The sequence below is a fragment of the Chryseobacterium sp. CT-SW4 genome, assembly GCF_048572715.1.
Lineage (GTDB): Bacteria > Bacteroidota > Bacteroidia > Flavobacteriales > Weeksellaceae > Chryseobacterium.
On sequence record NZ_CP183840.1, the window covers coordinates 2,913,618 to 2,933,227 of the forward strand.

Consider the following 19,610-nt stretch of genomic DNA (forward strand, 5'->3'; position numbering starts at 1 on the left):
TAGTAAAAATTAATCCATGATTCTTGATAAATTAATACATCATCTAAAGCTTGATAAACAGGAATTTCTGTTTCAGTTTAGCTCTCATCCGCATTATCCTTCGGCATTGGCTTTCAGTGATACCCTCAACTTTATGGGTGTAAAAAACGATGCTTACGAACTGGAGAAACAATACTGGGACGAGCTGCCGGAAGAATTTATTGCGATTGTGGATAATGCTTTCTCTTTGGTAAAGAAAACCGGAAAACAATATGCGGTTTATTCCGATACCATAAAGACCATCAGTAAGCAGCAGCTCTACCATCAATCCACCAATTTCATTTTACTATTTGAAAAAACAGAGAACACCATTACAGCAGGAAGCTTTTCCAATTTTAAATCGTTGGTTTATATTATTTTAGGATTAATCCTGCTTTATTCCTTTATGAATATCAAATGGTTTGAATCCGTGTTTAATCTTTTATCATTGACAGGATTTTATATTTCCATGGAAATTTTCAGTCAGAAATTCGGAAATAATTCATCGATTATCAAAAATATCTGCGGACAAGGTTCGGACAGCTCTACCTTCAGCCAGGAAAATTCCTGCAATAAAATTATTACACAGGACAGCACCCGCATTTTAGGGCTGAAGTTTGCAGACCTATCCTTTATATACTTCACGGGTCTAATTATTCTGGGGTTATTTTTCCCCTCCACTTCCCTTTTGATTAAAGGACTTACCTTCACTTCTCTTATAGCAATCTGCTACTCCCTCTATATTCAGGGTTTTGTAGAAAAAACATTTTGCAGGGTCTGCCTTCTCATCATCACTGTTCTTTTTGCCCAGCTTATGATCAGTTTTTTACTTTTTGAAAATCTTTTTATCAATGGAAAAATAATTCTCCTAGGTATCATTCTCTATCTGATCATTTTTTCATGTATTTCTTATACCAACAGCCTGTTAAAAGAAAGAGAAACCTTACAGAAATCCAATGCCAAAAACCTCAGATTTAAAAGAAACTATAATCTCTTCAAAAGAGAACTTTTAGATCATGAAAAAATCAACTTCACGGACTCTCAGACTTTATCGGTAGGAAATCCGGAGTATAGGTTACGCATTTCAATTATATCCAATCCTTATTGCGGTTTCTGCAAAGATGCCCATGCTGTTTTAGAAAATCTATTAAAAAAATATCCCGGAGAGATTTCGGCCCAGATAAGATTTAATTATTTTCCTGAAAGAACGAATGAAAAGCTGACACAGCTCCTTTCGGATTTTATGTATATCCATGAAAATAAAACAGAATCTGATTTTTTAAATGCTATAGAAATGTGGTACGAAAATCGAAACGAAGCGGAAATTCATTCTTTAGCAGGTAATGAGCATTCTATGGAAAATTTGGCATCTTTAGCTGAAATGTCAAAAGAGAATGCAGCTGCCGGATTAAATTTCACTCCGGTATTCTTAATTAACGGCTATCCGTTCCCTGAAAAATATGACCGCGAAGATATCGTCTATTTTATAGATGAATTACTGGAAGACGAATACATTTAACATTCACCGAACCTTGAAGAAATTTCCATTTTATAAACAACCCGACACTAAAGACTGTGGCCCCACCTGTCTCCGTATTATCAGTAAATATTACGGAAAAACAATCTCTTTACAACAGATCCGTAATCTTTCCGAAACGACAAGAGAAGGAAGCAGCCTGCTTGGCCTGAGTGATGCTGCGGAGAACCTGGGATTCCGGTCGCTGGGGGTTAAAATTGATTACAATACTTTACAGGAAGAAGTTCCGCTGCCATGCATTGTACACTGGAACAAAAATCATTTTGTAGTGGTGTATAAGATTGATAAATCCGGAAAAGTTTATATTTCCGACCCCAGCTACGGGCTGATAACTTATCCGAAGGAAGAATTTATCTCCCACTGGATCGGTGAAAACTCCAATGAAAATACAGAAGAAGGAATTGCACTGGTTCTTGAAACGACCCCCGCATTCTTCCAGACCGAATTTGATGACCATGAAAGTAAAGCCAGCTTTTCTTTCCTTTCCAAATACCTGCTAAAATACAAATCCCTGGTGGCTCAGCTCGCTATCGGACTTTTAGCAGGAAGTTTATTATCGCTCATTTTTCCGTTTCTCACCCAAAGTATTGTAGATGTCGGAATACAAAACCAGGACCTCAACTTTATTTACCTGGTTCTTATAGCTCAGATCATGCTGTTTTTAGGAAGAATGGGAATTGAAGTCATCAGAAGCTGGATCCTCCTGCATCTTTCAGCAAGGATCAATATTTCCATTATCTCCGATTTCTTTATCAAATTGATGAGATTACCCATCAGCTTCTTTGATACCCGAATGACGGGAGACATCATGCAAAGGATCAATGACCATCACAGGATTGAACAGCTGCTTACAAATTCTTCCCTGAACACGCTGTTCTCCATGGTTAACCTTATTATCTTCAGCATTATATTATTATTTTATGATTATAGACTTTTTATTGTTTATCTGGTGGGTGCTCTCGCATATATCGGATGGATCTTATTTTTCCTGAAAAAGCGGAAAGAACTGGATTATAAAAGATTTTCCCAGGTATCTCAGGAACAAAGCAAGGTGATTGAACTGATCAACGGTATGCAGGAAATTAAAATGCATAACGCGGAAAAACAAAAACGGTGGGACTGGGAATTCGTCCAGGTTAAATTATTTAAATTACGGATCAAATCTCTTTCCCTGGAGCAGTGGCAATCAGTCGGAGGAAATTTTATCAATCAGATAAAAGACATTCTGGTAAGCTTTCTTTCTGCCAAACTGGTGCTCAGCGGAAACCTGACCCTCGGGATGATGCTTTCCGTACAATACATTATCGGACAGCTTAACAGTCCTTTGCTGCAATTGGTAGATTTTATCCGCCAGACCCAGGATGCTAAAATCTCCCTTGAAAGGCTGGGTGAAATTCATGATAAAGATGATGAAGAAAATCCCGATGAACAATATGCAATGGAAATTCCCCGGAAAGATATTGAAGTAGACAATATTTCTTTCCGCTATATCGGTTCGGATTCTCCGGTTTTTGAAAACCTCAGCTTATCGATTCCTTATCAAAAAACAACAGCAATCGTAGGAGCCAGCGGAAGTGGAAAGACCACCCTTCTCAAGCTGCTTATGAAATTCTACGAACCTAATGAAGGGAATATTAAAATCGGAAATACCAAACTTGAAAATATTTCGCCAAGGTTCTGGAGGGATCATTGCGGAGTGGTGATGCAGGAAGGCTATGTATTTAATGATACGATTGCCAATAACATTGCTATCGGAGAGGATTATATCGATAAACAAAAATTAAGGAAGGCCGTAGAGATCGCCAATATTAAAGATTTTGTCGAAGAGCTTCCTTTAAGCTATAATACGAAAATAGGAAATGAAGGCGTGGGAATCAGCGGTGGCCAGAAACAAAGATTATTTATTGCAAGGGCCGTTTACAAATCTCCGGAATATATCTTATTTGATGAGGCCACTTCGGCTCTGGATGCCAATAATGAAAAAGTGATCATGGAAAATCTCGAGCAATTTTTTAAAGGTAAAACCGCAGTCGTTATCGCACACAGGCTTTCCACGGTGAAACATGCTGATAAGATCATTGTTTTGGATAAAGGAAAAGTGGTGGAAGAAGGTAATCACGCTGAATTAGTGGCATTAAAAGGAGAATACTACCGACTGGTGAAAAACCAATTGGAACTGGGAAGTTAAAATAAATAAGAAAATAAGCAGAATCGGAAACAGAAATTATTAATTCCTAAATTAAATGAAAGAGGACATTTTAGATCATATAGAGCTCCGTTCCGAAAGCGTTCAGGACATACTCACACAACCACCCCACTGGATGATCCGATGGGGAAACACTATTATTTTAATCATTCTGCTGCTTATTTTAATAATGAGCTATGTTATTAAATATCCGGAATTCATTCCCGCCCCTATTACCGTTACTTCCCAAAATCCACCTGAAAAGCTAGAAGCACGGACCAATTCGAAAATAGAAAAAATTTTCATCAAAAACCATCAGGAGGTCCATCCCAACGAAGTGCTGATGGTGCTGCAGTCTACAGCCAACTACAAAGAAGTTCTTGAGCTGAAAAAACTGATCGATTCACTGTCTCCCGAACAGCTCAATACTTTTCCTCTTCGTAATACTTCCGGATTTAAACTGGGGGAGCTTCAGGGGGATTATAATAATTTTGCCAAGGCATTACAGGACGAACAGCTTTTTACACGTCTGGAGCCTTATGCCCCCGAACACCTGGCAGCCAATCAAAGTATGGCAGAATATAGGGCCAGGATCGCCACTCTGAAACAGCAGAAAAAACTGGAACAGATCAAATATGAGCTTACCAAAAAGAATTTCATGCGTTCCCAGGAACTTTTCAACCAGGGAGTGATCGCCGCCGTAGAATTAGAGAATGAGAGGATCAAATATCTTCAGGCACAGCAGAATATAGAAAATATTAATATTTCCATTTCGCAGATCGGGGAAGCTATTGCCAATATCAACAAAACAAAAAGCGGAGCCGCCATCAATACCGAAAAGGATAAGATCACTTATTCTTCACAGACCCTGCAGCTATTCGAACAGCTTAGAAAGGCTTTAAAGCAGTGGGAACAGGATTATCTGATCATTTCCTCTACAGAAGGAGTGGCCAGTTTCCAGCAGTTCTTTGGAGAAAATCAGTTTGTGAAAGCCGGAGATGTTATTTTATCCATCCTTCCGAAACAAAAAGACAGGCTTATGGGAAGAATGTCCGTACCCACTACCAATTCAGGAAAAATAAAAACGGGGCAAAAGGTTTTGATCAAACTGGATAACTACCGGTATCAGGAATATGGGATTGTAGAAGGCAGGGTGGAGAATATCTCCTTATCTCCGGATCAGAATGGAAATTATTATGTGGATATCAGCCTTCCCAAGGGATTAAAAACATCTTATGATAAAACCCTTACTTTTGATAAAGAACTTAAAGGAAATGCCGAAATTGTAACTCAGGATCTCAGGCTGATTGAGAGATTTTTCTACCAGATCAGGAGGCTATTGGGATATCAGAGTTAAAAGACTTAATTCAGGATTCCATTCATTTCGGTTAATATAACAGGTACTCCATCCGTTACTACAATGGTGTGCTCATGCTGGGCCATATATCCTCCCCTGTTCCCTACCATCGTCCATCCGTCCTTAAGCTCTATGGCAAGATTTGAAGTGGTGGAAATAAAAGTCTCTATGGCAACCACGGTATTTTTTTTGAACCTCCGTGTATCAAAACGGTTTTTATAATTCAGCAGCTCATCAGGCTCTTCATGTAAACTCCTTCCTACTCCATGTCCACCCAGGTTTTTAATTACTTTAAATCCTCTTTTTTTAGCTTCTGTTTCCATAAGAAATCCGACATCTGCTATCTTCACTCCTCCTTTAATTGAACCAATCGCTTTTTTCAGTATATCTTTTGAGGCATCGATCAGTTTCTGATGTTGATGTATATCCTCTCCTATCACAAAGGAACCTCCATTATCTGCCCAATATCCATTGAGCTCGGCGGAAACATCGATATTAATAAGATCTCCTTCTTTTAAAATCCGCTGTTCCGAAGGAATACCATGGCAGAATTCCTGATCTACACTGATACACGTCCAGCCCGGAAAGCCATAGGTAAGATAAGGAGCAGACTTCGCACCCAGCTTGGAAAGAATCTTTGCACCGTATTCATCTACTTGTTTTGTAGTCATACCCACCTTTGCATAATTCATCATTTCTTTTAAAGTGCAGGCTACCGCTTCACTTACTTTTTGCATTCCGAGTAATTCATTTTCAGAGGTTATTGACATGAGATTATTTTTAAATTAAAGATAGCAGAAGCACAAAGTTAAATAAATAATCTTACCATTCTGATTTCAAAAAGAACAGCCAGAACATTTATTTAGTAATCTTCATTGTTTAATCAAAAAAACAAACCTACTCCAAAAGAGCAGGTTTGTGAAAAAAACTGTAATGAACTATTTACTGTTTTATAATTTTAGAAGTTAATACCTCACTGTCGTCTGTAAGTGTTTTAACAACATATACACCAGGGGTAAGCTCCTGAACATTTATTTCCCGGATATTAGCGGAAACTTCTTTTTTCACTTCTTTACCCGTCAGATCATAGATACTGACTTCTCTTATTGCTTTATCCGAACTAATTTTCAAGATATCTTTAACCGGATTCGGGTACAATCTGGTTGTACTGTTTACGGAATACTCAAGAGGAGTACTGTAATATGGGCCTATAGAAGTAGAAACACTACCCGATTGATTGGTCGCACAATTCGTATAGACTCTGACCGTATAATTCTGAGTTGCATCCAAGCCGGTTATGGTAGCAGAAGTGGAAGTCGTATTAGCTACGGCTGTAATTTCCGAAGAACCTGTTTTAATAGCCTGGTATTTTACTGCATAACCGATAGCATTAGCATACGCTGCAGTCCAACTCAATGTAGATTTTCCGTTGGAAATAGCAGAAGCCGTTAAATTACTGATCTTATAGCATCTAGGCCCGGTCTCCACCTTAACGGTATAGCACCCTGAAGGTTCAACATATTTTCCGGAATGGGCAAATAACCGCATATAGTAGGTACCCTGTGCTAATCCGCTGTTATAATTTATGGTTGCAACCCCATTTTCATTACTCGTTGCGGAAGAAGCTAAATACCCACTGGAGAAATAAAACCAAAGCGTATAGCCAGGCGGCAGATTGGAGAAGGTAATCAATGCTCCTTCAGATTGATCCATATTAAAGGTATACCAATCACTATCATTTGCATTTCCAATTGCTGCCATATATTCGGTATTGAGATTAATTGGATAGGCCGCTGCCATTTCTTCATTAGGCTCAAAATTTTCCCGACAGGAATTTCGATATGCAGCAACGGCATGTTTCGTTTCTCTTAATGTTCTTGCTCCATCAGCTTCTGTCGTATTTCCGGTTGGATATCCGGCATATTGAAGTGATGGATTGGAAAAATAAGGAACCCTGGCCGATGCTAGCCCGTCATTAAAATAAGAGGCCGCTTCATAAGTCATCACCGAACAATACATCTTGCTGTCATTCCCTGCCCATCTCCATCCTGCCGAATAGGAAAATAAACCGGGACCGGCTTGTGTTTTCTGTTGTTTATGATGCCCCATACCCATATTGTGACCCATTTCATGGATGGTAGTATAAGACCAACTCGCCTGCTGAACTCTTGAAATGGAAAAGCCATAGGCTGGATTTCCGGCAGTTGTATTCAATAACCAGGCTAATCCACCCGTATCCTGAACATTTGTTAAAAGTACCACTAAATCAGCACTATATTGATCTCTCCACTGATGTACCTGATCCATATACCCGTCTGAAGTATTTGTGATACGGCTCAAATCAGTACTTGAAGATCCTGATTCCACATAGTTTACCAATCCGGAATACACTAAATTCACATCCATTGTTACATTACTGTTATTCAGGACCAGGTCCGCCTTTGACATAATTCCTGCTATGGTATTGTTAATTCCTCCTTCATTCTGATCACTCCATGCTTTTGCTGCAGGGGTGTAAACAATCATAACATCTATCTGTGCATGATCATTAACTCCTTTCTGTGTTATCTGCTGAACCGGGCTGCTGCTTTTCTTAGGTGCAGGAGGCGTCAACTCATCACAAGGTAGTTCTCCTGTTGCTTTATTATCGAGTTCAAGAAGAATTTCTGAGTTCTTATCAGTACCGGTTCTGGAAACGTACTTTTCATTTAATTCCGGAATTTCCACATACAGCAGGCTTTTATTATCCTTAGTTGTTGAAATAAGACAGTACCCCATCGGATAATCCAAAAGTTTTGCAGTAATCACTAAAGTCCCATTTCTGTCCGTCGTTTTATTGCTGATTCTCGCGTTATAAGATTTCCCTTCAAATAACTGTAGGGTAATAACGTCGCCTACCTGAGTACCCTGCTTGTTTTTCAGTGCTTTATTAACAGTAAAAACACGGGAAGATTTTACATTTTCCAAATACTCTTGCGGAATATTCTGCCTTGTGGATTGCAATGAATATTTTGAGTTTTCATCATTTAGATTAATGATCTTTTGAGCCCATAGACATGTTCCTAATAAGCAAAAAAGTAGGATTAAATAGTTTTTCATAAAATAATGTATTGATTTAATATAATTATATAGATATAACCCTGTTTTCCATTTCGGATTTTCATGGTTAAACCAACGGATAGCATACTGTCGGTAGCTATTAAGTTTCTTTATACTATGCGAATTATCTTCACTGGCTTCCTTACCTTAAAAGAAATTCAAAAGAAAAATTAAGTGTGTAATTAAATCATAGGCATGATTATTTGAGGTTAAAACAGAAATAAAATTGATATGATCATCCTCTATCTATAATTTTATAGATATTAATATTCCGATTGATAAAACTTAAACTATATCGTTGAATGCTATCTTAGATATAATTTGGTTTATAATAAGTATTCCCCTTATCAATCAGTAATTATAATTTTATTTTGTGTATTCTTTACCGCAGAGTAACGGCTTAATATGGAGTGACTTTTTTTCATGGATTAGTGAATTAGTTTATTCAAATGTAAGCATTTGGATATTACAAAAAAATATGACTTCTGTCATTTATAAAAGGGATTGTAATCTACCCCAAAACCTGGAACATTTAAAAATATAGTTTTTAAATTTGGGAGACAATGAAAAACAGTAAATTTTCAGAAGTTCAGATTCTTAAGATTTTATCTGAACAAAATCAAGGAAAAACGTAAATGAGATTTGCCAGGAATACGGCATCAGCCAACCGACTTTTTACAAATGGAAGAGCAAATATGGAGGAATGGACTAAGCAGTATGAGGCAAAAGAGTAACCTACGGAGGAAACTTTGATCCTGACCAAGATGGTAAGTTTACCAAGTTCTACAGTGAAGACGGAAGCTTTGAAGTGGTAAGGGATAATACTACCGGAAAAGAAAAGCATGTTTTATACATCGGAGGAAGTCCTTATGAATCAAATATTGTATATTTAAAGAATTATACAGAGAGCAGCGGATCTTATAAATTTTTACATAAAGACTATATAGGAAGCATCTTAGCAATCAGTGATGAAGCAGGAAATAAGCTGGAGCAGAGACATTTTGATGCTTGGGATAATTTCACTCATTTACAGATAGGAAACGGAGCGATTGTAACAGATAAGAATGTCATTGATAATTCATCGTTACTCATTGAAAGAGGTTATACCAGTCATGAACATTTTGCAGAGGTAGGAATCATCCATATGAACGGTAGATTGTATGATCCATTGTTAAGAAGGTTTTTAAATGCAGATGAGAACATCCAGGATCCTTACAATACCCAAAATTACAATAAGTATGGGTATGCACTTAACAATCCATTGATGTATGCCGATCCGAGTGGTGAATTCTTCTGGATTATTGCAGGAGCTGTCGCAGGAGCTTATTTAACAGGTGTAAAAGCTAATGGTTCCTGGAATCCTACCAAATGGAATTGGGGAGCTACATGGGGGAAGATTGTAATGGGAGGTGCTATTGGAGCTTTTACCGGAGGCGTAGGTGCAGCAGTTGGGAGTTCGGCAGCGATTTATGCGGCAGGAACCTTAGGAATACAGGGAGGTATTTTAGGCGGAGCAATAGCAGGAGCAGCAGGTGGAGCTGTTGCTGGAGCAATAAATGGCTTTGCCACCGCCGTAATGTTTGGTGAAAATGCTTTACAGGGGACTTTTTCAGGGTTAGCGTCTGGAGCAATTGGTGGTGCTGTTTTAGGAGGAATAGCAGGGGGTGTACAAACTGGGCTTAAAAATCCAGGTTTACCTGATGGACAAAAACTGAATATGTGGACAGGGAAGGCTGTAGCTGAGGGAAGAAGTGCTTGGGCTTTTAATAATGTTTCCAAAACTACTACAGTAGGTGCTACTGCAAAAGTCAGTTCTTCAGGAATAAAATATACGATTACCGCTGGTGAAGTTGATGGATCGGCCGAAAAAATTATAGGCTATAATATCAACCCTCAAACTGAACAAATGACCCCTATTACTAAATGGGGTGATTTCAAAGTAGTGCCAGGGCAACAGCCTTATAAGTTTCATAAAGATTTTAGTTCTATGATGGAACCTAGTGAAGCTATTAGATATGCTAAATATTGGACAGGGTATTCACCAAAACAAATAACTCCAGGTATTAATAGGTTGGATTGGCAAAGGATAAGTGGGAGAACAGGTCAATTAGAAAACTCTAGAGTTATATATGATAAGTTTGGAAGACAAATATATAGAGTTGATTTTTCAGATCATTTAAGGCCGGAAAATCATAGCATTCCTCATTTACACCAATATGAATATGGGCCGGGGTTCAGCGATAAAGGAAAAGAAACATTGTTTAATTTTTGGAAAGAATGAAAAAAATAAATAATATAGAAAAAATAATAAATGTATATTCTTGGTGGAAACCATCAGATATTGTATTTATTAAGAGTATGTTTTGGGAGGAGAATAAATTCATTGTCATCTTCTATTGTCAATTACGAAATCAAAAATTTGGATGGCCTAATCAGCAGGATAATTTCTTTGAGGTGTCTGTTAATTTTGAAAATGTATCTAGTTTAAAAATTGATTTTGATTATAATTCTAATGGTCTTCAGCAAGTTTCCGGTTTCGATATAATTGATGTTTCGAATAATGGGTTAGAGTTTATCAACTATCAAATTGAAGATTATGAGAATGATACTATTCATTTTTATTGTGAAAATATAATAATATTGGATGTATCTTCTCCTGTTAAATTGAAATTTATGACTTAGTCATAAATAGTTTTTACTTGAAGAGAAGCTTATCGAGATTAATTCATTGTGAATATTAAGTTATTTATTGAAAGCTATGAAAATAGAACATTATATGCAGCATAGCGAATTAAAGGATATTAAAATGAAGCAGCTTATAAAGGAGCTAAATATTTCATTTGACTTGTAAATATTATACTGATAATAACAATAGCATTGAAGTTCAATGCTATTGTTTTAGTTTAATAGGTAGTGTTTCACTCACTTTTTATTAATTTAAAACCCTAACTGTTAGATCAAGTAGTGGCTATTACAATTAATTATTAAACTGGATCTTAGTGTTTGTTAGTGTAGCAAATTCATGATAGTTGTAGCTAACCGCAACGCATTGTGTCTTTATATTATCAAGCTGTCAATTTATCTACCTCTTCCTTTTGACCTATACCACTCTTCTTCCTGCTCCTGTTTTTCTTCTCTTTGTTGGTTTACATCTTCATACATATCAGGATCATTAACATTTAGCTAAACATCATCTTTTCCTTCTTTCTGCATTTGTTTTTCTGGTCTGGACATACTATTAACTGCCTTAATTTCATTATTTACTATATTGAGATCAACAGTAATTTCTTTTGCAATTTTAGGATATTGAGATATTTTTTCCAGAAGTTTTGATCTTAGTTTATCAAGCTCATTTTTATATCGGAAAGTTTCTTCAGGGTTTTGTTTTTCCAATACCATTTCAATTAGTAGCTTAGAATTTTAATCATGTTTAACTCTATAATCCTTTTTGTTTTTTCATCAAACACAAAAACTATTTTTGTCCAACTCAGCCTAGCATTTTTTTTTCGTCATTAACATTATACCGTGAGGAAGTCAGAATATTGAATTTCATACCTACACCTAATTCTTTAAAGTACTTCAGATAGTTTTTTATCTCTTTCTTAAAGATTAACCTCCAATCGGCTATTATTATCTGTAAGCATACATCTTATTAGGCTTTATCATTATCAGCTACAATGGTAATATACCTGCAAAAATTTTTTGAATATTATCTGTGGATAAATTAGACTATCAAATTTAATAAGCATGGATTTATAAAACAGGATCATAAAACCAACATTCAACAAACCAATCTTTTTGAAGATCAAATTTGTGCTTTAGAGTTTTATAATTTTTGAGGTAAATGTAAATATTCGTACGGGTACAACCATTACGAAGTTCTTTAAGTGATAACGCTGATTTTTTCATTGAGGCAAACTTAATGTTACTCGTAACGTTTGCTGCCATAGTCTTGAAGCTCTTAAAAAATCTGCAAAACCTTTGTGGGAATGGTTTTGCAGATTGTGGTCCCACCTGAGCCAAAACAATACAATCTACATATTTCAATTTATGGTTAAAACAGCATTAAAATAACATAAATACTATTATTATAGCCAATTACAGGTTATTTAAAATATAGTATAATATTTCATCAAATTGATTTTAATTCCAAAATGGTTGGGAAATAGTTGGGAAAAATTCCAACGATCTGTTTTTTATATTTATCTTTGTTGTGTTCCAAATTTAAAATCATGGCAACTGTAAAATTCAGGCTAAAAGCCAAAACTGACAATTCACAAATCTTTTTACGTTTCAGCATCGCCCGGAATCAGGTATTTGAAACAAAAACAGGATTGACTGCAAATTATAAGGACTGGAGTATTGAAAAATCGCAAGTCAAACAAACTAAAGCAGAAAATAAAATTATTGCTATTCAGTTAAATGATCTTTCAAACTTCATTCAAAAAGAATATAACTCTGATTTTAGTAAAGGGATAATTTTTTCCACTAATTGGCTTAAAAAGAAAATTGATATATTCTTTGGACGCAATTCCAATCCTGAAAATGATGATCTTTTTTTAATCTATCTCAATAATTACATTGAATTGCGAAAAATGGATAGTAATATTAAAAATACCACTATTCAAAAATTTATTCAAATGCAGGCAAAAATGAAAGCATTTGAAACAAAGCGAAAAAGCCAATTTTTAATTACCGAATTTGACAAAAAACTCCTTCTTGAATTTAGAGTTTTTATGCTTAATGATTGTAAAGTAATGGAATCAACAGCAAACAGAACTTTAAGATGCTTAAAAACAGTTCTACTGGACGCACAGAATAATGGTAAAAATATAAATCGACTTATCAATAATTTTACTATTGAGAACATCCCTTCAATAAAAGTATTTTTAAATTTTGATGAAATTGAAAAGATTAAAAATGCTAAAGTTATAGGCGAAGATTTAATTACTGCTAAACATTGGCTTATTATAGGATGCTATACAGGGCAAAGAGTTTCAGACCTCTTAAGAATGAATTCAGGGATGGTTTTTACTAAAATTGACAATGAAGGAAATAAGTTCCCTATTTTGGAACTTACACAAATCAAAACAGGCAATGAGGTCTCAATCCCCTTGCATGATGAGGTTTTAAAGATTTTAGAAATATATAATGGTAACTTCCCCCCTACCTATGGAAAAACACAGGATAGCAATTTTGTGTTATTTAACCGATATATTAAAAAAGTCTGTGAAATTGCTGGAATAAGCAATATTGTCAAAGGAAAAGTCTTTAATGATGATTTAAAAAAAAATGAAATTATAGAAACTGAAAAATACAAACTGGTTTCATCCCATATATGCAGACGCAGTTTTGCTACTAATTTCTACGGAGACAAAAGGTTTACAACTCCCCAGATTATGGCAATTACAGGACATAAAACGGAAAGAATGTTTTTATCTTACATAGGCAAAACCTCATCAGATCACGCTTTACAAACCGCAAAAACATTTAGGGAGATTGCACAACAAAAAATATCCTGAAAATATTTCACTATTTTCATTTGCTATCAATGATTAAACCACTGTTAACAAATTTTAAATAAAAAAGGGAGTATATAGTACTCCCTTTTTTATTTATTTTGACTTTAATAATTATTCATAGTTTTTCAATTCTTCACTTAAATCTCTCGAAAATTCATCTAAATTTACAACAAATCCTGTTTTATCATGAACTGGAAAAACATTAAATAAATAGTCTGAATTTGCTACAAAATCAATGATTTCATTTTCTAAATCATCAAGATTCATTTTCTTGATAGAAGTGCCTTCCCACCCACTTATCATGCATAATTTTACAAATTCTTCAGCACTCCAAACAGGAAATAGTTTCTGACCTTCCAGTTCAGACAATATATAATTACCATTTTTATCAGTAAGAGTATAAAATACTTCCCAATCCGCAACGTATTTAATAAAATATTGATACCTTTTTAAAGGCTCTAACTTTAATATATTCTCTAACCTATTTCTGTTCACATTCTCCATCTTCGGACTTATCTATTTTCCATTTTCCATTAATGTTTTCTCGCCACGCATGGCTACCATTAACCATTATCAAAATTTCTTTAAGAGTATGATCAAATTCTAATATTTCTTCTAAACTTACAACTCTTGCTTCTTCTTCTGAAATATCCATTTATTTTCCAAAAAATTGCTAATCTCCCTCTTCATCTTTATACACTAAAACAATTGGTGAATGATTATCTAAAACAAATCTTGTTGTTATAACAGCTAAGTTTTTCATATTTTTAATTACCAAGTATATTTATCTCTCTTTAAATCCCATAAGTTATTTATTTCGTTTTCTTCTAAAAAATCTTCAAAAGCATTCCAACCCTTTTCATTTATAAGTTCTGCTTCTTCTTGGTAAACAGGAACTATAAGAGGGAAAACAATTCCTTTATCCTCCATCTGTAATTCTTGCAACTCATCATCAAAGTAAAAAGGCAGGGTAAAATATAATGAATTCATTTTTGTTTCCGATGTCATTGAGAAATCAAAGGATAAAATATCACCTCTTTGTACCCCTTTTCCACCATCAATTAAATATTCAGCAAAACTCGTTAAGAAAGAAGCTATTTCATCTTCATTATATTTTGCCATGCATACAAAAATAAATTCATAATAATACTCGATAAAATATTGATTCATTCCAAGTGTAGAGTATGTCCTAATATCTTCAAAAGGAATATTATTATATAACGCAATTGTCACATTATATTTTCTATCGTCAATATCTGCACCTCTGGATATTTCACCGATGTACTTTTCTAAATGTTCAACTACTTTCACTGATTACAATTGTTTTTTCTAAATTTCATTCTTCTTCATCTTTAAATATTTCAATATTTTCATCTTTCATTAAAAACCTATATCCAAATGGTAATGCTAAGTATTTTAAAACATCAGGTCTTTGAAAAGCAACATGATAGTAATGAACCGTCATTAAGGATTCGATATTATCATCATAATCATCAGTAATTAACCACCATCCACTCATATGTTCAGGTGAATCATATCTAATTCCTTCAATAGCTTTTCCTTCATAGACACCTTTTGATATGACAATCATTTGATTAAAATTGGGAAATATTGGCAATAAACTATATTCTGAACATAATTCCGATTGACTTTTAATTACGGCTATTGCTAAGTCACAGCCTTCATTTAGCTTTTCTCCATTTTTATTGGCTTCATATAAATTAAAGTAATTTGAACCATCATTCTTAAAATGCAAAAGCCAAGAATAGTAAACTATGTTTTGATTTTCAAGAAATTTTGCTCTAGTTTCAACGATACAATCAATAATATACTTAATAACATTGACGTAGTCTATTTCCTGATAAATACCTTTTCTTAATCTTATTTCTTTTTCTATATAAGCTGTCAACCCTTCAGTATAAAAGAATTTATCTAGTTCTTTTATTTCGATCTTTTTATAGTCCATTTAAGTTGGTGAAAATAACGTATCAATGATACGTTATTTTACTTTTTTATTATTCATATTGTTCTAATTCCTCCTGTAAATCTGAAAGTAGGTCATTTGGTGTGATGACTATTCCTTTTGCATTTGGTGTAGAAAAGATATTTACTAATGTTTTGTCGTTAGTCATGCCTGGAATCCACTTTTCTAAAAAATTATCTAATTCGATCAATTCTGGTTTGTAGTCTTTCCATTGATCGACTGCACATAATTCAGCAAACTCCTTTTCTGGCCATAATGGTAAAACTCTGTTTTCATTATTGTCACCAAGTAGAGCCCAACCATCATCGCTTAGTCCCCAAATCTCTTCAAAATCTGCTACTTTTCTGATGAAGTAATCATATCTTTCATCATCGTTCATTTTCAAGATATTCTCAATCTTTTTATTTGTATCCGCCATATTTATGTTCTAATTTATGTAAATCTGCATCTTGTAATTTTGCGTCTTTATAACTATTTCCATCTTTTGCTCTTTTACCTCGTGGGTGAGCTAATTCAGTTCCTCTTGTTTTAGAATTTCTGGAATTTCTTGGATTACGAATTGTTTTCCTATCACCATTTTTAATATGTCTTAATTCATTTTTAATCCAGCCTCTATTAAAACTACTAACTTTCGGATCTTTTCCAAGTTCTCTCAATCTTGCTTGTTTACCACTTCTGCCTTTATTTGCACTTGATGAACTTTCTTTTTTACTACTCTTATCACTGTCCATATTGCTAACGGTATTCTTCAGAATCACCGCAGCTCCTGCAAGCTCAATAGTACCTTTTGCAATAGCTCCTCCGCTTAAAGCCATTCCGGGAACTCCCACTTCTGCACCTACTACAGATGCCGTTGCAGTCTGAGATGCTGCCATACCAGTTGTTCCTCCTCCAATACTTGCCCCTCCGTCTACTATTAATGCCGCACCTAGTGCTATTGAAGCTCCATGTCCATTATTGACTCCTTTTCGATAGTCTGATGAGTTAACAGCATATTTATTTCGGAGATTGGTCCCCATCACATTATCTGCTACGGTAAGAACAAATCCTTTCAAATGTTGACAACAACCATCTTCTGTACTATCTTCCGGTGCATTACCATCCGGATCAATAAACTTAATCGGATTATTAAATGTATAATTATAAGGAGTCCAATCTGAAAATTCTTCGCTTAAAGGGTCCGGTGATAACCAGCGTACGGCATCAGGCATATAAAACCTCGCACCGTAATCGTACATCCCACTTTCCTGAATTTCCTTTCCGTTGTATTTATAATTAAAATAACTTCCTAAAAACCCTTTGTTTACTCCCCCAATATGATTTAGCCCAAAAGGATAATAATTATTGGTATCAGTAATTTCAAGAACGCCTGCGCTGGTTTTTGCAAAACTTATCCTCGCATTACCTAAATGGTCTTTATACTGGTAAATATAACGATTTTCCGTAAAGCTGTAAAAACCTTCTGCTGTGGGTACAAAGTCCAATGTCCAGGCAGGAGCTATTGTTTTATCTGTCGTTACGTAAGCTTCTCTTTCCAACGCTAAAGTCGGCAATTCTAAGGTAGGTTCCCCTGAAGTTCCATAGGTATAGTGGAAACTGTCCAGATAATCGGTATGGGTAGTGCTTGAGCTCCCTTTTCCTCCGGATTGATATACTGTTTTACGCAACTTTACTCCATCTGCACGATACAGGTTATTGGTCAAATAATTAATAGTTCCAATAGCTGTTACCTGTGCCATCGCTGTCGCATTGGGAAGGTTTAGATAATTATATCCGATAGAACTAATGCCTTTATCTTTCATATTCAGCATATTCCCGTTTACATCATAATCAATAGCATTATTTCCTCCCTCATACCCTGTATCATTCAAAGAATTTTCTTTTACCTGTGTTAACTGGTTTCCTGAATACACATATTCCAGATCATCCACCAGTGTAGAAACAGTACTCCAAACAGAAAGTCCATTTCTTTTTAAGGTTTTTATATTTCCATTCAGATCATACGTAAGGTTCTCATTATAATTATTGTTATATGGAGTTGTAGAATTAGGCTCTGTATAGATACCGTCTAAAAGCCTGCTAAGTTTGTCGTATTTATAGCTATATCTTTTTAGTATGCCTTCTGTGGAGATATTCCAGTCTATTTCTGTAATATTTCCGTTGTACCTACCTGTTGCAATATTGTTGTAAACAGGATTATTGTATCTCACCTGATACCCAAATAGTTTTCCATTCAGATTGGCAGGATCATTAATCTTAGTAAGCCAGCCCCTGATGTTATAAGTATAATCTATACTTTGTAAAGGGGAAGCCACAGTGGTTCCACCCACTTTTTTATTGGTAACCTGTGAAAGTTCATTGTAGGTGTTCTGTGCCAGTATCTCAACAGGATTAGAGTCTACCTGATGGGTATGGGTTAGTACTCTGTTCTGTGAATCATAAGTAAAGGTTTCTTTAACAACTCTTTCCGTATCAGTGCTTAGTCTTTTATGTTTGGTAACTCCCTGCTTTGGTACTCCTGAAAAATCCAGTTCGGTTTCAGTATCGGTATATCCGCCTAAATGATTTACAGAGTAAGTTTTAATAGCCCTTCCCTTATTATCATAGTAGGTATAGATTTTCGTCCAGTTATCATCTTCAATATTCTTTATATAAGAAGCTACAGGAAAATTTTTAGTACTTGTATTGGACGTTTGTGCATTCTGGGGTAATACTGCTTGTCCTAATACTGTAGAGGTCGTAGGAGCTTCTGTAGGATAGGTATCGTAATAGTTGACACTTAATATTTGGGCTACACTTGTGGGGCCTGCTACTTTGGTATAATAAACAGGCATCCCATTTAACGTAAAAGAAACAGCAGAGGTTCTGGTTTCATAGAGATTAGTATTTGCATTGATATTAGTTTGGACCGTATTTCTAGCCGAAGAATTATTAGAAATTCCCGTGTAAAGCTCTCTCCCCAACTTATCGTATTTAGTAAGCAGCCACTGTCCTGCTGCACGCAGGTTAGCATCCTGGCTCATTACCAGTTGATCCGCCTTGTTATACACCATATATTCCCAGCCTTTTCCCGGAATCTTTTTCTCTACCAGACGCCCATTTCCGTCATAGCGGTACTGATAACAAAGGTTATCCAGTAAGGTAGTGTTAATCGTGGAAGAAACCGACGCTAAAGGAGGAATCACAAAAGACAGCTGGTCATATTTGTTATACACATAATACGTATCAGCATTTTCTGTGGAACTTATTTCTTTTCTTACCAGAATAAGCTGGTCTTTCCCGTTTTTAAATTCTATGGTTTTGCTTCCGTCTTCATCTATCACCACATTTTTATAAAGTTGCCCTGCTGTATATGTACCCGCTAAACTTATTGTAGAGGAAGTGGCATTATTAACAGTAGTGGTTACTGTACTGTATTTTTTTACTTCTCCTGCTATATTGGAAGCATATTCAAATATAACAGGCTTTTGGCTCCAATCAGTTCCTACCTGTACCTGCTGCTGGATCCTGTCCAGTGGTGAATTTTCTAATATCTTCTCTGCATAGATCTTTTCTGCTCCATAAGGAGTACTGGTAACATTGGATAAAGGAGTGAGAAAGATATTTCCATTTTGAGTACCGGATTGTGGAACAGGCAGGTAGTCTTTTACCTGTCTTCCAAACTGGTCATATTCGATAGGGGTTACAATATCTTTTCCTAGTGGAGACGCTTTTACATTCACAACCTGTTTGGATCGTCCCAATCCATCAAAATATTCTACTGTATGGACTTGTTTTGCCGTTGTACTGGTAGCAGTGACAGGCTCTAAATAAGTCCTGCTCTGTATATAGTTTTCTGTTGTCGTCTGGGCATGGGCTATGCCTATGACTAACAGGTTTGTCAGAATTATTATTTTTTTCATCATTGA

General features: G+C 35.5%; 15 protein-coding genes and 1 pseudogene. 7 read left to right on the forward strand and 9 right to left on the reverse strand.

Annotation, left to right across the window (positions count from 1 at the left end; genetic code table 11):
* Positions 1-16: 16 nt before the first annotated feature.
* The 3 genes from ABJ974_RS13105 to ABJ974_RS13115 are packed head-to-tail and all read left to right on the forward strand — an operon-like array spanning position 17 to position 5,097.
* Positions 17-1,537 carry a vitamin K epoxide reductase family protein gene (locus ABJ974_RS13105; protein WP_419868687.1) on the forward strand — a complete coding sequence of 507 codons (1,521 nt, stop codon included), beginning with the start codon at positions 17-19 and terminating at the stop codon, positions 1,535-1,537.
* A 13-nt stretch (positions 1,538-1,550) separates the two neighbouring features.
* A complete protein-coding gene (locus ABJ974_RS13110) occupies positions 1,551-3,743 on the forward strand; it encodes a peptidase domain-containing ABC transporter (protein WP_419868688.1) in 2,193 nt (730 codons plus the stop codon).
* 55 nt (positions 3,744-3,798) lie between these two features.
* Entirely contained in the window at positions 3,799-5,097 is a 1,299-nt protein-coding gene (locus ABJ974_RS13115; RefSeq protein WP_419868689.1) for an HlyD family secretion protein, read from the forward strand.
* A gap of 5 nt (positions 5,098-5,102) precedes the next feature.
* On the opposite strand, the gene map is transcribed toward ABJ974_RS13115, so the two are convergent.
* Positions 5,103-5,867, reverse strand: a complete 765-nt coding sequence (map, locus tag ABJ974_RS13120) for a type I methionyl aminopeptidase (RefSeq protein WP_419868690.1) — start codon at positions 5,865-5,867, stop codon at positions 5,103-5,105.
* Positions 5,868-6,039: 172 nt separating this feature from the next.
* Complete coding sequence (locus ABJ974_RS13125) at positions 6,040-8,196, reverse strand: M12 family metallo-peptidase (protein ID WP_419868691.1); 2,157 nt, start codon at positions 8,194-8,196, stop codon at positions 6,040-6,042.
* Between the two features lie 563 nt (positions 8,197-8,759).
* On the opposite strand from ABJ974_RS13125, the pseudogene ABJ974_RS13130 reads away from it, so the two are divergent.
* The 3 genes and pseudogenes from ABJ974_RS13130 to ABJ974_RS13140 all read left to right on the forward strand — a co-directional run.
* Positions 8,760-8,902: pseudogene (locus tag ABJ974_RS13130) on the forward strand (transposase); the annotation flags it as partial.
* Positions 8,903-9,004: 102 nt separating this feature from the next.
* Positions 9,005-10,477: an RHS repeat domain-containing protein gene (locus ABJ974_RS13135; protein WP_419868692.1), complete on the forward strand. Its 1,473-nt coding sequence runs from the start codon at positions 9,005-9,007 to the stop codon at positions 10,475-10,477.
* Positions 10,474-10,878 carry a hypothetical protein gene (locus tag ABJ974_RS13140; protein WP_419868693.1) on the forward strand — a complete coding sequence of 135 codons (405 nt, stop codon included), beginning with the start codon at positions 10,474-10,476 and terminating at the stop codon, positions 10,876-10,878. Before ABJ974_RS13135 ends, ABJ974_RS13140 begins: the two co-directional genes overlap by 4 nt.
* 501 nt (positions 10,879-11,379) lie before the next feature.
* Here the strand turns inward: ABJ974_RS13140 and ABJ974_RS13145 are convergent.
* Positions 11,380-11,589 carry a hypothetical protein gene (locus ABJ974_RS13145; RefSeq protein WP_419868694.1) on the reverse strand — a complete coding sequence of 70 codons (210 nt, stop codon included), beginning with the start codon at positions 11,587-11,589 and terminating at the stop codon, positions 11,380-11,382.
* A gap of 839 nt (positions 11,590-12,428) precedes the next feature.
* Here ABJ974_RS13145 and ABJ974_RS13150 point away from each other — a divergent pair.
* Positions 12,429-13,718 (forward strand): tyrosine-type recombinase/integrase, encoded by a 1,290-nt coding sequence (locus ABJ974_RS13150; protein WP_419868695.1) that lies wholly within the window; start codon positions 12,429-12,431, stop codon positions 13,716-13,718.
* Positions 13,719-13,829: 111 nt separating this feature from the next.
* Here ABJ974_RS13150 and ABJ974_RS13155 read toward each other — a convergent pair whose 3' ends face one another.
* From ABJ974_RS13155 to ABJ974_RS13180, 6 genes are all read right to left on the reverse strand, one after another.
* Positions 13,830-14,222, reverse strand: coding sequence for a DUF2750 domain-containing protein (locus tag ABJ974_RS13155; protein ID WP_419868696.1), 393 nt, complete (start codon positions 14,220-14,222; stop codon positions 13,830-13,832).
* Complete coding sequence (locus ABJ974_RS13160) at positions 14,200-14,373, reverse strand: hypothetical protein (RefSeq protein ID WP_419868697.1); 174 nt, start codon at positions 14,371-14,373, stop codon at positions 14,200-14,202. Before ABJ974_RS13160 ends, ABJ974_RS13155 begins: the two co-directional genes overlap by 23 nt.
* Positions 14,374-14,489: 116 nt before the next feature.
* Entirely contained in the window at positions 14,490-15,029 is a 540-nt protein-coding gene (locus ABJ974_RS13165) for a suppressor of fused domain protein (protein ID WP_419868698.1), read from the reverse strand.
* Positions 15,030-15,054: 25 nt separating this feature from the next.
* Positions 15,055-15,684, reverse strand: coding sequence for an immunity protein Imm33 domain-containing protein (locus tag ABJ974_RS13170; RefSeq protein WP_419868699.1), 630 nt, complete (start codon positions 15,682-15,684; stop codon positions 15,055-15,057).
* 49 nt (positions 15,685-15,733) lie between these two features.
* A complete protein-coding gene (locus ABJ974_RS13175; RefSeq protein ID WP_419868700.1) occupies positions 15,734-16,120 on the reverse strand; it encodes a DUF2750 domain-containing protein in 387 nt (128 codons plus the stop codon).
* Positions 16,104-19,607 (reverse strand): DUF6443 domain-containing protein, encoded by a 3,504-nt coding sequence (locus ABJ974_RS13180; protein WP_419868701.1) that lies wholly within the window; start codon positions 19,605-19,607, stop codon positions 16,104-16,106. Before ABJ974_RS13180 ends, ABJ974_RS13175 begins: the two co-directional genes overlap by 17 nt.
* Positions 19,608-19,610: the final 3 nt, after the last annotated feature.

What these genes read in the sequence shown, in the direction of transcription:
- ABJ974_RS13105 (WP_419868687.1), top strand. Translation starts at nt 17, where the DNA reads ATGATTCTTGATAAATTAATACATCATCTAAAGCTTGATAAACAGGAA.
- ABJ974_RS13115 (WP_419868689.1), top strand. Translation starts at nt 3,799, where the DNA reads ATGAAAGAGGACATTTTAGATCATATAGAGCTCCGTTCCGAAAGCGTT.
- map (WP_419868690.1), bottom strand. Translation starts at nt 5,867, where the DNA reads ATGTCAATAACCTCTGAAAATGAATTACTCGGAATGCAAAAAGTAAGT.
- ABJ974_RS13125 (WP_419868691.1), bottom strand. Translation starts at nt 8,196, where the DNA reads ATGAAAAACTATTTAATCCTACTTTTTTGCTTATTAGGAACATGTCTA.
- ABJ974_RS13140 (WP_419868693.1), top strand. Translation starts at nt 10,474, where the DNA reads ATGAAAAAAATAAATAATATAGAAAAAATAATAAATGTATATTCTTGG.
- ABJ974_RS13150 (WP_419868695.1), top strand. Translation starts at nt 12,429, where the DNA reads ATGGCAACTGTAAAATTCAGGCTAAAAGCCAAAACTGACAATTCACAA.
- ABJ974_RS13155 (WP_419868696.1), bottom strand. Translation starts at nt 14,222, where the DNA reads ATGGAGAATGTGAACAGAAATAGGTTAGAGAATATATTAAAGTTAGAG.
- ABJ974_RS13160 (WP_419868697.1), bottom strand. Translation starts at nt 14,373, where the DNA reads ATGGATATTTCAGAAGAAGAAGCAAGAGTTGTAAGTTTAGAAGAAATA.
- ABJ974_RS13170 (WP_419868699.1), bottom strand. Translation starts at nt 15,684, where the DNA reads ATGGACTATAAAAAGATCGAAATAAAAGAACTAGATAAATTCTTTTAT.
- ABJ974_RS13175 (WP_419868700.1), bottom strand. Translation starts at nt 16,120, where the DNA reads ATGGCGGATACAAATAAAAAGATTGAGAATATCTTGAAAATGAACGAT.
- ABJ974_RS13180 (WP_419868701.1), bottom strand. Translation starts at nt 19,607, where the DNA reads ATGATGAAAAAAATAATAATTCTGACAAACCTGTTAGTCATAGGCATA.